Source organism: Planctomycetota bacterium, assembly GCA_039182125.1.
Lineage (GTDB): Bacteria > Planctomycetota > Phycisphaerae > Tepidisphaerales > Tepidisphaeraceae > JBCDCH01.
In genome coordinates this window covers 55,073-67,027 of sequence record JBCDCH010000015.1, presented here as the reverse complement: position 1 = coordinate 67,027, position 11,955 = coordinate 55,073, and the positions used below count along the sequence as shown (strand labels likewise).

Sequence of the window (11,955 nt, the reverse complement as noted above, 5' to 3'; positions counted from 1 at the left end):
GTCGTATCCGTACGCGACGACCATAAGGCCCGCGATGGCTTAGTCGATGTCCTCCACTCGTAAAGTCCAACAGCCGACACACGAAAGCGACCAATCAGCGGCGTGCGTGTCACGCAGCTTATCGAGCCAGCCCATCGGCATCAGGTTGTCGTCGTCGACCTTGCCCAACAGGTCGGCCGTCGAGTTGCCCAGCAGCCAGTTGGTCGGCTCACGCAATTGCACATTCTTGATGCTGTGATGGAAGCGTGTGACCTTGGGGTGCTCGGCGAATTCCCGCACCAATCGCAGCGTTTCGGCATGCTCGCCGTTGTGCCAGAGCCATACGGCCGCGTCGTCGTCGCAGGTTTCGAGCAAGCGCGGCAGCGACAGCCGGACATAATCCGGACGGTCGTGGGTGACCATGAGAATGTCACATGTTGCGGTCATCGGGAGGCCAATCTCATGCCGTCGGCGAGGCCGGCGTTGAATCGGGCTTTGTGCTCGGCGGCGAATGCCGCGTTGGCACCGAAGATCGGCGCGGCGAGCTTGCGCAGGGCGGCGACGAGTTGCCGACGCCGGAGCCAGAGCGGCAGTCGTTCGTTGGGTCCGACCTGTCGACCGGCTTCGAGGCCCTGCTGGTAGTTGCGTTCCAGCGCCCAGTCGGGCGTGCACTTGTCGGCGGGTACCCAGTGCCAGACTTTCGCCGCTTGCACGTAGTGGGCAGTGTTGCCGGCATCGAGCAGACGTTGCTGCATGTCGCCTTCGTCGCCGAGAGTGGCCGTGCCCGAACCGGGGCCGCGTGATTCGTCGAACCCGCCGACGGCGAGAATGTCTTTGGCGTAGGCGGCCCAGTTGAAGCCGAGAAACACGGGCTCGGTGACCGGACCGCCGCCATGACTCCAACCCCGCGCCGACACCGGCAGGTAGTCGAGCAACCAGACCGGCACGTCGCGTTCGTAGTCGACGTCGGTCGGCCCGCCGAAGAAAGCGTTGGCGGGACGGGCCGACGCCGCATCGGCGTACGCGGTCAGCGTGCCCGTGTCGACACGGACATCGTCGTCAAGCAAGACCATCAACGCACCGGGCATCATCGCGGCGGCCCACTTGGCGGCTTGGTTCAAGGCCCGACACTTGCCGCGATCAGGCGTGGGCAGGTGCCGCACTTTCAACCGGTCCGGGGCCGAGACCACCGCATCCACCGCACGATGCGTGCCGCCGTTCTCGACGACCCACACGCCGCGCCAGCCCGCTGGTAGATCAGCCCGGCCCAACGACTCGAGCGTTCGCCAGAGAATGTCCGGCGTCGACGCGTTGGTCGCGATCACGGCGATCATCGGAAGCTTGTCCGTCATGCGGCCCCCTTGGCTAGTGGCGCGGTCCGGCTTTCGCTCAGCCGGGTTCGCACTTTCTCCAGACCCATTCCCGCCAGCGCGCGACCGCGCGGGGTCAACAACACCAGCACGCCGTACAACCCTGAGTAGGCGGCCAACCCGACGATCAACCGCATCGGCGACGCCCATGCCTCGGGGAGTGGCGCGAGCCAAAGCACGGCGGCCGCGGCAAGACTCGCGAACGCCGGCGTCATCAGCGTCAGTCCGAGCCGGCCCAGCGTCAGCGGCGTGTCGCGGTAGCAGTACATCAGCGCCGGCCCACGCATGAGCAGCCGGCTGGCACTGAACGCGATCGCCACGCCCGCCGCCCCGCCGAGTATCGGCTCGACACCGAGCCAACTCGCCACGCCAGCTCGGGACCCGACCACCGCCCCGACCGCGAAAGCCAACAGCGTCATGACCGACTCGAGCAGCTGCCAGCGAAGTTGCTTGTGGACATGTCCGATCGAGATGAACGCCCAGCCGGTGGCGGTGTTGAACGTGTCGACGAACGCGCCGATGGCGAGCAGGCGGAAGAGGAACGCGGCCGGTTCCCAGCCGGGGCCGAGCACGGTCAGCACCGCATCGTCGGCGAAGACGAAGCAGGCCGCGACCATCGGCATCGTCAGCAGCGTGATGATTTCCAACGCCCCGTAGTAGAACCGCGTGTAGCGCTCGGGCTGATCCTGCAATCGGCTCAGGCCGGGGACGGCGACCTGGGCGATCGGACGCGTGACCTGCCGGAGCGGTTGCAGGAGCAAGCCGTAGGCACGGGTGTAAAAGCCCAACGCCGCGGTGCCGGCAAACCCCCCGATGAGCAGGTTGTCCGAGTTGCGGACCATGTGGTTGAGCACTTCGAACCCGGTCACGTTGCCGCCGAAGCGGAGCAGTTGCTTGATGCCGCCGCCCTGCTCCTTGGTGCGTAGCGCGGTGTGCGGGAGCATCGGGATCCAGCCACCCCGCCGCGCGACCGCGGCCCAGACCGCGAACAGATACGCCACGCAAAACGCCAGGTGCTGTAGCGCCGGCGCCCAGTACCCCGGTAGCCAGATCGCCGCCGTGATGCCGGCGACCAACGCGATCATCAGGCACAACACGTCGATGACCGCGAGCATGCGGAACTTCATCGTGCGGCGCAGCAGCGCTTCGTGCTGTGCGGTCAGCCCGCCGGTGAAGAACGTGAACGCGACGACGAGCGTGACGGGAACGAGTTTCGGCTCGCCGAAGACCCACGCGATGGCCGGTGACGCAGCGGCGAGCAACAGGCCGAGCGTGGCCGAAACGGTGAGGTTGATCCAGAAGACGCCCGACGCTTCGCGGTGGGTGAGGGTGGCCCGCTGAATGGTCGCGGCGGAGAGGCCCAGGTTCTGGATCAACGCCGCGATACCGGCAACGCCCATGACGATGCCGAAGATGCCGAAGTCGGCCGGGAGGAGCAGGCGACCCAGCGCGGCCATCGCGCCGATCTGCAGGACCAGCTTGATCAGTTGCGAGCCGAGCGTGAACAGGCCGCCCGAAACGCCGCGGCGTTCGAGGTTACGCGTGTCCGGCGAACCGAAATGCGCTTCGAAGTGAGATGTGGCAGCGGCGGCGTTCAACCGTGGGCGATCAGTGAGACTGACGATCAGTGTGACATGGACCTCGCACCGGAACCCGAGACGACCGACGCCGTGGGCACGTCGCCGAGCCGACCGGGCCCGGGCGAGGAGCAAACACAAGTTGTCGGTGACGAGGCCACGGGTACGACAGAGATCAGATACGTCGGGATCAGAACTTCAGGGCGACGTCGTCGATGATTTCGAGGTCGGCCGCGTCAACGCAGATCGCGGCGGCCGAGCCGAGGATGGTGATTTCGAGGAGCAAGCGCGTCAGGCCGGCGTGTTCGGTGATTCGACCGACTAGCCCGGCGAACTTGCCGCGCCGAACGCGACACACCGCACCGATCGGCATCTTGGGGAAACGTTCGACCGAGCCCGGATCGGCGTCGATCAGCACACGCTCCAGGGTCTCGAGTTGACCGATGAGCTTGGATTGATCGGAGACGGGCAGAACCTGGCAGATGTGTTTGGTCCGTCGTGCCGGCTCAGTGTCGCCGTTGATGAACATGTAGCCCGGGAACAACGGCTCGAGGACGGTTCGACGCGTTCGGCCGTGCAACCTGGGCATCGGAATCAGCGGCAGGAAATACGCGGCCGAGTGCCGGTCCAGCTCATGGGCGAGTTTCTTCTCACACCGGTGCTTGACGTGTAACACCGACCAAGCGGCCGACAGGTCGTGGATCGTGTCGACACGACTCGGCAAACACGAACGACCGTCGAGCGGTCCCACGGCTGACGCACGATCGTTGTCGAGGGTCGGCCGATGAGGCGGGGCGAGACGATCGGGCTGGGGATGGGTGGTCGGAGACTGGACTCTCATGGGATGCCTTGATGGCAAACTGACGGTTTTTGGTCGGTTGTGGGCGGACTTCGTCCATGCCGCGCGTCATCGCTTCGACGCCCGTTCGGACGGCAACAACCGCCCGCAGTGGCCCGCGTGTGCCGAAACAGGAAGCACACCAGGCCGTGAACAAATCACGTTCACAACTGTGAGAAAAGATGGCGGTCCCAGAAGAGGAACCCACGTCCGTGATCAACTTCAGTTCGGCCAGACGTTCGAGAGAACACTCGCGTCGATCGCCCTTCCCTTACCGAACTGAACCCGATGTTCGGCCAAGCGTCCTGCTTGGTTGCAAGGGACAAACCCAAAAATCGGCCCCCGGCGGCATCGGATTATGCCGGTCCGAACAGATGATCGGACCTGCATGCGTCGAGCATAAAGCAACGAGAACAACGTGCAAGACTTTTTTGGCTGCTAACAGGCAAGTAACAGTTCACGTCACAGTCGCCTTGGACGAAGTCGTGCCGTCACACGTTTCGCCCTTCTCTTCGCCGCTGAAATCGAAGTCGATGTAACTCCGTTCGCCCGCGACATCGGTGATCGCTTCGTCGATCGCTTCGCTCGAGCGCTTCGGATCAAATCGGCTCAGCAACGCCGACATTTCCCGCGTGCTGCCGTCGGCCAAGCCTTGGTGCAACACGGTCAATAGCCAGCCGTAGATCTGCCGGACGTCGTCGGTGTGCAACGACGCGCTGTGATGGAACGGCGGAAGGATCGCTCGATTGGGCGAGGTGTCGTGGAGCAGCACCCAACATTCACACCGCAGCGCTCGCACCGCCAACGGATCGAAAGGCCGCTCCGCCGACGCACCGAGAAACGACCGGCAACGCCGCAGCGCCTGGCACACCGCCGCGTCATCGGTCGGGTCGACGGTTTCGGCGACGACCTCGCGGGGCAACGCCGACCCGTGGGGACCTATCACGAAAAGCTCGAACTTCTCGCCGCGATCGCTCAGCCGCTGTATGGCCTTGACCACGCCATCCGACGGCGGGCTCGTCGCGTCCACCGCAATTCGGCGGCGGGTGCGCTCGATGCTCCGCAACGGCGGGCCGACCTCGACCGGGAACGCGATGAGCCGAACCTTGTCGGCGACGCGCTTCACGTTGTCGCCCAACGCCGGAAACTGCACGCCCGCTTGGCGAACCTCGTCGAGCAGCGCGTCACGTGAGCCGGCGGTCGGCGTCCAGATTTCGGTCGCCGCCTTCAGGGAGTTGAGCCGGATCGTCTGACTGCGCAGGTCGGTCGGTGCCGGTCCGTGGTGCAGGAAGATCGCGGGCTTCTCCTGCAGCGGGCGGTGGAGTCGTTGGAAGTCCGAGAGGTGCAGATGATCCCCGGCGAGGACGGCGTCGAAGCGGACCCGCCGCACCTTGCCGTCCACCTCGTGGCGCGGCGGGTGCAGGCAGATGGACTCGTGAAACCAGATGCCCGAGGCGATCAATCGACGTTGCGGCCGACGTGGCGGGAGTTTGAGCAGGTGGACGCGGTGCTCGGTGTGGCGCATGAAGCCGCGGAGCGACTCCCGGCGGAAGCCGCCGAAAAGAGGCTCAACAGCGAGCACTTCGAGTCGGCGCATTGGCCCGATGGTACGCGGGGTCCGCCGAATGCTGAAACCGCTCGGCGTTCGAAAAGCCGACCATTTTCCCAACGCGCCCCAATCCCAACGCCCGGTCACAGGGGTTGGGTCACGACGCCAGCACTTTTTCGACCCGTTCCGCGTCTTCCGTGCTGATCGGCCCCGCGTCGAGGCATTTACAGCAATCGGCGACCTGTTCCGGCCGGCTCGCACCGATCAACGCACTGGTCACCCGCGTCGGCTCGCGCGTCCACGGCCCGACCGTCCGCACGCCCTGCTCCCGAAGCACCCACGCCAACGCGAACTGGGCCAGCGTTTGTCCGCGATCGCCGGCGATCGCGGCGAGTTTTTGGACCTTCGCCACTTTCTCGGCCGTGATGCCGTCTTCTTGGAGGAAGCCGCTCTCTTGCTTGGCGCGTGAGTCGTCGGGGATGCCGCTGAGGTACTTGTTGGTGAGCAAGCCCTGAGCAAGCGGCGAGAACACGATCGTCCCCAACCCCATCCGCTCGCAGATCGGCAGCAGGTCGCCTTCGATCCAGCGGTCGAACATGTTGTAGTTCGGCTGGTGCAGGATCGGCTTGGTCAGCCCGTTCCGCTCGCAGGTCACCAGCGCGTCGGCGGTGAGTGCGCCGCTGTAGCTGCTGATCGCGGCGTAAAGCGCCTTGCCGCTTTTGACCGCGGTGTCGAGGGCGCCGAGCGTTTCGTCGAGCGGCGTGTCGGTATCCGGGCGGTGGTGGTAGTAGATGTCGACGTAATCAAGGCCGAGCCGTTCGAGGGACTGATCGAGACTCGCGAGAAGGTATTTGCGCGAGCCGAGGTCGCCGTAGGGACCGTCCCACATGCCCCACCCGGCCTTGGTGGAGATGATCAGCTCATCGCGATGGCCGGCGAAGTCGGACGCGAGGGTTCGGCCGACCCGTTCCTCGGCGCTGCCGGGCGGCGGGCCGTAGTTGTTGGCCAGGTCGAAGTGCGTGCAGCCGTGGTCGAACGCGGTGCGGAGCATGGCCGTGGCGTTCTCGTGCAACGCCGGCTCATCGCGGCCCTTGGTGTCGGTCCCGGCACCGCCGAAGTTGTGCCAACAGCCCAGCGAAATCGCCGGGAGTTTGAGCCCCGTCCGTCCGCACTTGCGGAACCAGTCGTCGGGTTTGTCGTAACGGGCATCAGCTGGTTGGTAATCGGACATCACGGGAAGGGTATGCGCACGAGGTCCGACCGTGAGGGAGGGTGGCCGGCGCAGCCGGCGTCTCGGGCGAGGTCGCTCGATGTTTGTCACGAGTTGCGGGCTGCGCCCGACACCCTCCCTCACGGTCGGGCCTCGTCGGATATCAATCCGCCAACCGCTCAAGCAAGTACGCCTTCAGCTCCGCGACCTTCACGCGCTCTTGCGATTGGTCGTCGCGGTGGCGGACGGTGACGCTGTCGTCGGTTGCCGTGTCGCCGTCGACGGTGACGCAGAACGGGGCGCCGATCTCGTCCATGCGGGCGTAGCGCTTGCCGATGGACTGCTTGGGGTCGTACTCGCAGGTCATGACCTCGCGGAGTTCGCGGTAGATCTCCGTGGCCTTTTCGGGCATGCCGTCCTTGTTGACCAGCGGGAAGATGCCGGCCTTGATCGGGGCGAACTTGGGCTTGAACTTCATGTACACGCCGGACGGCCGGTCCGGGTCGACCGTGTACGCCTCGCACAGCACCACCAGCACCGCACGCGTCAGACCGCTGGCCGGCTCGATGACGTTCGGGATGTACCGGCTCTTCTCCTTCACTTCCTCCGGCGACGCACCTTCGTCCTTCAGACGTAGCTGCTTCTCCTGATCGAAGTACTCCATCTTCGCGCCGCTGTGTTCCTGGTGCTGGGTCAGGTCGAAGCAGCCGCGGTGGGCGATGCCTTCAAGCTCGCCGTACTCGGGGGCGGTGAAGGGGTACTTGTACTCGATGTCGACGGTCATGTTCGAGTAGTGCGAAAGCTCGTCGTCCTCGTGGTCGCGGAAGATCAGGTTGTCGGGGTCGACGCCGAGGGACAGCCACCAGTCCATGCGGGCCTGCTTCCAGAAGTCGTACCACTTGCCGGATTCGTCCGGGTCGCAGAACCACTCCAGCTCCATCTGCTCGAACTCGCGGCTGCGGAAGATGAAGTTCCGCGGTGTCACCTCGTTGCGGAAGGACTTGCCGACCTGCGCGATGCCGAACGGCATCTTCACGCGCGTGGTGTCGACGACGTTCTTGTAGTTGAGGAAGATGCCCTGCGCGGTCTCGGGGCGCAGGTACGCCTTGGCGTCGTCGGACTGGATCGCGCCAACGTAGGTCTGGAACATCAGGTTAAACTCACGCGGCTTTGTGAGCGTGCCGGGCTTCGACGCGTCTGGGCCAATCACCTTCTCCTGCAAGTCTCTTGCGATGTCGACGTAACAGAGAACCGTCTCGGCGCGGATCGCTGTATCGTCTAGAGATTTGCCCTTCGATGCCTTCTTAGCCCGACGAATGAGATCGTCGACCGCTTCATCTCCCTCACACAGCGTCGAGAAGGTCCCAATCTCGGTTCCATCGTTGGCAAATGCGGTGGCGAGAAACAGGTGGTCCGCCCGGTACCGCCGTTTGCTCTCGGTACAATCCACCATCGGATCGCTGAACCCGCCGACGTGGCCGCTGGCTTCCCACGTCTTGGGGTTCTGGATGATGCTGCTGTCCAGGCCGACGATTTGCAGGGGGACGCCATCGGGGCCGATGGGCGGGCACTCGACCATGCAGCGCCACCAGTGGTCGCGAATGTTGTTTTTGAGCAGGACGCCCAGGGGGCCGTAGTCCCAGAAGCCGTTAATGCCGCCGTAGATTTCGGACGCGGGGTAGACGAAGCCGCGCTTTTTGCAGAGCGAGACGATCGGGTCGAGCGGGGACGTGTTGGCGGGTGGCTTGGCCATGGGGTGGGAGGGTAGGAAGTTTCATGAAGAGCCGCGACCGTGAGGGAGCGGAGCCGGCGCACGCCGGCAACTCTCGGCCGTATCGATCGGTCTCGCTTTGAGATGCGGGCTGTGCCCGCTCCGCTTCCTTACGGGCGCGGCTCTTTAGCAACGCAAAAGCCCACGGCTCTTCGCCGTGGGCTTCGTGTTCCGATGACCGACCGGGAACGGCGGCTTACTTCGTACCGGCCGCGTTGATCCGCTTCTGCAGCTGGCTGACCTTGCGGGCGGCGGCGTTCTTGTGAATGACGTTCTTGCTAGCCAAGCGGTCCAGCAGCTTCTCGGCAACGCGGAAATTAGCCTGGGCCTCGTCGGCTTTGCCGGCGGTGATGGCCTCGTCAACCTCGGTCACGGCCTCGCGGATGCGGGCCTTGCGGCTGCGGTTGCGGGCGTTGCGCTCGATGTTCTGACGGATACGCTTCTTGGCGGAGAGAGAGTGGGCCATGGTGTGTCTGCTTTCGGTCGGTCGGGTTGGCAGGGTAGGCGCGGGAAATTCCGTGTTCAAATCAGAAAGCCCACGCCTTTAGGCGTGGGTCGGCTGCGGTGCGATCGTCGCGGCGGACCCACGGCTGAAGCCGTGGGCTTTCCCGCGCTATTTACCCTTGGCTCGGACGTCGGCGAGGCGCTGGCGGACGTCGCGGTAGTTGAAGTCGGTCTGGGCGACGGAGCTGTAGGCCTTGGCGGCGGGTTCGAAGTCGCCGTTTTCCTCCAGCGATCGGCCGTACCAGTACTGCAGGTCCAGGCCGCGGGCGTCGGTCTTGGAGTCAGTTTCTTCGAGCAGCTTGCCGAGCGTGTCGACGGCCTCCTCGACGAAGCCGGCCTCGAGGAACGACTTGCCGAGCATGAGCCGGCTGTCCTTGCGGACTTTGGCGTCAGTCTGGGACTGCTGGAACATCGGGATCGCGTCCATCGCCTCGCCGGTGTCGAAGAGCTTGCGACCGACGTGGTACTTCAGCCCCAGGTCCTGCGGATACGCCTTGGCCATGTCGCGGTAGTGCTCGAGTTCGAGCTTGTCGCGGTCGGCCTTGAAGTCGGCATAGTCCTGCTTGAGGTCTTCGTCGTCGGGGTTGTCCTCGAGCATCTTGCGCATGGTGTGCTCCATGCGCTCGGCCTGTCGGATCTTGATCTGGTTGGCCCGCTGCTTGAAACGGAAGTTGCCGCTGTCCTTGTGGGCCGATTCGAGCAGTTCGAGGGCTTCGTTCTCGAACTTGGAATCGTCGGTCTTGGCCAGCACCTCGGCGTAGGCCATGATCTTGCCCTCGGCCTTGGGGTCGGCTTCGAGGGCGGCCTTGGCCTTGGCCATTTCGCCGGCCATGCCTTCTTCCGTGCGGATGTCCTTGTCGCGTTCGAGGTGCTCCTGCTGTGCGTCGCGGTTGCGGATGGAGTCGACGAAGCTCTCGGCCGACTCGTACTTGCCGGCCTGCATGGTCATGCGGGCGGCGAGGTCCTTTTCCTCGTGGGATAGATCGCCGGATTCGGGCTTCAGGTGACGTGCATAGCTCAGCGCGTCGAGGGCGAGCTTGTAGTTGCCGATCTTGCTGAACACGTCCTTCAGCAAGATGAATTTAGAAAAATCCTGTTTGCCGTCGATGTTGGCCCGCAGGAGGATGGGGCCGATCCAGAGGGCGGTGCCGTAGTAGCCGCCATCGGCGGCGGCCTTGAGCATGGTGGCCATGTAGTCGGTGTTGCCGGGGTCGAACGCGAGCAGCCGTTCGGCGTTGAGCAGCTTGTCCTTGTCGGTCTTACCGCCCTTGTACTTGCCCTTCTCGAACATGCCCATGGGCTTGCCGCCCTTGGCCTTGCGTTGCATCGACACCGACCGCAGGGCCTTGTGAATGTCGAGGTTCTCCGGATCGACCGCGAGGGCGCCCATGTACAGCTCGATCGCGTAGTCCCAGTTGCCCATGCCCGCGACCTTGGCCGCGGAAGCGACGAGCTTTTCGGCCCGCTGCTGCTCGGCCTGGGAAATCTCAGCGTAACCCTCGGGGGCCTGTTCGTCGTTGGTGGGGGTCGGCGTATCGGCCACTTAGGAACCTCGTCAGGGTGAAAGGCGACCGCGAAACACCATCGGCGCCTCGCAGCACACCAACGATAAACCGTCGCGGTGGAGGATTCAATTAACGCCTCTACCGTGCAAGTCCACGCCCCGCCGCACCCACCGATGCCCGTCGCCCTGCCCGAACATCCCGAGAAAGTCCGCGTTATTCTCTACCCGGACCCGCGCCTGAAGAAGGTGTCCGAACCGGTCGCCGACGACGAGTTCGGCCCGCGGCTGCGGACGCTGGTCGAGCGGATGTTCGAGTTGATGCGGGAGCACGAAGGCGTCGGGCTGGCCGCGCCGCAGGTTGGCGTGAACAAACGGCTGTTCGTGATGAACGCCTCGCTCAAGACCGAAAACCCTGACGAGCCGGACCGGGTGTACATCAACCCCGTCCTCAGCGAGCCGGGCGGCGAGAACGAGCCGTTCAAGGAAGGCTGCCTGAGCCTGCCGGAGATCAACGTCAACGTCACCCGCCCCACGGCCCTGCGTATCCAGGCCCGCGACATCGACGGCAATGAGATCAACGAGACCGCCGACGGCTTCATCACCCGCGTCTGGCAACACGAGACCGACCACCTCGACGGCATCCTCATCACGGACAAGATGAGCCCGGTCGAAAAGATGGCGAATCGCCGGAAGCTCAGGGAACTGGAAGCGAGCTTCAAATGAAGATTCGTTTCGTCGGATCGGGGGCGTTCGGTTTGCCCACGTTGCGTGCGCTCGCGGACCGACACGAGATCGTGCAGGTGCTGACGCAGCCGGACAAGCCCGCCGGGCGAGGGAAGAAGCTCACGCCGACGCCGATCGGACAATGGTGCGACGATCACGGGCTGCCGATCGTGCGGACGATGTCGATCAACAGCGAGCCGATGGTCGACGCGGACGTGTTGGTGGTGATCGCGTTCGGGCAGAAGGTCGGGCCGGACGTGACCGACGCGCCGCGGCTCGGGGCGGTGAACCTGCACGCGTCGCTGCTGCCACGCTGGCGCGGGGCGGCACCGATCCACCACGCGATCATGGCCGGCGACACGGTCACGGGAAACTCCGTCATCCGCCTCGCCGAACGCATGGACGCCGGGGCCGTGCTGGGCCAGTCCGAGCGTCCGATCGAGGACACGCACACCACCGGCGACCTGCACGACCTGCTCGCCGAGGACGGGGTCGAGCTGATGCTCGACGTGCTCGACGAACTCGAGTCCGGCACCGCGGAAGAAATCGAACAGGACGAAACGCTGGCCACGCCCGCCGGGAAGTTGAGCCGCGCGGACGCGGTGCTCGACTTCACGCAGGACGCGAAGATCGTCAGCCGCAAGATCAACGGGCTGAGCCCGTGGCCGGGTGTACGCGTGAACATCGCCGGCGAATCCGTCACTCTCCTACGCAGTCGCCCTGCCGCCGGCACCGGCACGCCCGGCACGATCCTCGACAACGGCCACATCGCTTGCGGCACCGGGGCCATCGAAGTTCTCGAACTGCAACCCAGTGGCAAGAAACCCATGCCCCTCGACGCCTACCGCAACGGCCGCGACTGGTCGGGTACCGTCACATAACCGCGTTGCGGGGCAACGCAGCTTCGCACTCGCCTTTCACTTCCGCCTT

Annotated in this window: 11 protein-coding genes; 2 read left to right on the top strand and 9 right to left on the bottom strand. The window is 64.9% G+C overall.

Going from position 1 to position 11,955, the window contains the following annotated elements; all coding sequences use genetic code 11:
* Positions 1-39: 39 nt before the first annotated feature.
* From AAGD32_05950 to AAGD32_05910, 9 genes are all read right to left on the bottom strand, one after another.
* Positions 40-426 carry a glycosyltransferase family A protein gene (locus AAGD32_05950; protein ID MEM8873787.1) on the bottom strand — a complete coding sequence of 129 codons (387 nt, stop codon included), beginning with the start codon at positions 424-426 and terminating at the stop codon, positions 40-42.
* Positions 423-1,331, bottom strand: a complete 909-nt coding sequence (locus AAGD32_05945) for a glycosyltransferase (protein MEM8873786.1) — start codon at positions 1,329-1,331, stop codon at positions 423-425. The genes AAGD32_05950 and AAGD32_05945 overlap by 4 nt, the downstream gene beginning before the upstream one ends.
* Complete coding sequence (locus AAGD32_05940; GenBank protein ID MEM8873785.1) at positions 1,328-2,947, bottom strand: lipopolysaccharide biosynthesis protein; 1,620 nt, start codon at positions 2,945-2,947, stop codon at positions 1,328-1,330. Before AAGD32_05940 ends, AAGD32_05945 begins: the two co-directional genes overlap by 4 nt.
* Before the next feature lie 169 nt (positions 2,948-3,116).
* Positions 3,117-3,650, bottom strand: a complete 534-nt coding sequence (locus AAGD32_05935) for a transcription termination/antitermination NusG family protein (protein ID MEM8873784.1) — start codon at positions 3,648-3,650, stop codon at positions 3,117-3,119.
* Between the two features lie 571 nt (positions 3,651-4,221).
* A complete protein-coding gene (locus AAGD32_05930; protein ID MEM8873783.1) occupies positions 4,222-5,361 on the bottom strand; it encodes a DUF3524 domain-containing protein in 1,140 nt (379 codons plus the stop codon).
* A gap of 109 nt (positions 5,362-5,470) precedes the next feature.
* Positions 5,471-6,544 carry an aldo/keto reductase gene (locus tag AAGD32_05925; GenBank protein ID MEM8873782.1) on the bottom strand — a complete coding sequence of 358 codons (1,074 nt, stop codon included), beginning with the start codon at positions 6,542-6,544 and terminating at the stop codon, positions 5,471-5,473.
* A 142-nt stretch (positions 6,545-6,686) separates the two neighbouring features.
* Complete coding sequence (locus AAGD32_05920; GenBank protein MEM8873781.1) at positions 6,687-8,276, bottom strand: glycine--tRNA ligase; 1,590 nt, start codon at positions 8,274-8,276, stop codon at positions 6,687-6,689.
* A gap of 214 nt (positions 8,277-8,490) precedes the next feature.
* The gene (rpsT, locus tag AAGD32_05915) at positions 8,491-8,760 is read right to left on the bottom strand and encodes a 30S ribosomal protein S20 (protein ID MEM8873780.1); all 270 of its coding nucleotides are present in this window, start codon (positions 8,758-8,760) and stop codon (positions 8,491-8,493) included.
* A 147-nt stretch (positions 8,761-8,907) separates the two neighbouring features.
* Positions 8,908-10,341, bottom strand: a complete 1,434-nt coding sequence (locus AAGD32_05910; GenBank protein MEM8873779.1) for a hypothetical protein — start codon at positions 10,339-10,341, stop codon at positions 8,908-8,910.
* A 105-nt stretch (positions 10,342-10,446) separates the two neighbouring features.
* On the opposite strand from AAGD32_05910, the gene def reads away from it, so the two are divergent.
* Together def and fmt are read left to right on the top strand one after the other, a co-directional pair.
* Positions 10,447-11,025 carry a peptide deformylase gene (gene def, locus AAGD32_05905; GenBank protein MEM8873778.1) on the top strand — a complete coding sequence of 193 codons (579 nt, stop codon included), beginning with the start codon at positions 10,447-10,449 and terminating at the stop codon, positions 11,023-11,025.
* Entirely contained in the window at positions 11,022-11,906 is an 885-nt protein-coding gene (fmt, locus tag AAGD32_05900) for a methionyl-tRNA formyltransferase (GenBank protein MEM8873777.1), read from the top strand. The genes def and fmt overlap by 4 nt, the downstream gene beginning before the upstream one ends.
* The last annotated feature ends 49 nt before the right edge of the window (positions 11,907-11,955 follow it).

Bases quoted from the DNA above. Each gene is read 5' to 3' on its own strand.
- AAGD32_05950 (MEM8873787.1), bottom strand. From the start codon at position 426: ATGACCGCAACATGTGACATTCTCATGGTCACCCACGACCGTCCGGAT.
- AAGD32_05945 (MEM8873786.1), bottom strand. From the start codon at position 1,331: ATGACGGACAAGCTTCCGATGATCGCCGTGATCGCGACCAACGCGTCG.
- AAGD32_05930 (MEM8873783.1), bottom strand. From the start codon at position 5,361: ATGCGCCGACTCGAAGTGCTCGCTGTTGAGCCTCTTTTCGGCGGCTTC.
- AAGD32_05925 (MEM8873782.1), bottom strand. From the start codon at position 6,544: ATGTCCGATTACCAACCAGCTGATGCCCGTTACGACAAACCCGACGAC.
- AAGD32_05920 (MEM8873781.1), bottom strand. From the start codon at position 8,276: ATGGCCAAGCCACCCGCCAACACGTCCCCGCTCGACCCGATCGTCTCG.
- rpsT (MEM8873780.1), bottom strand. From the start codon at position 8,760: ATGGCCCACTCTCTCTCCGCCAAGAAGCGTATCCGTCAGAACATCGAG.
- fmt (MEM8873777.1), top strand. From the start codon at position 11,022: ATGAAGATTCGTTTCGTCGGATCGGGGGCGTTCGGTTTGCCCACGTTG.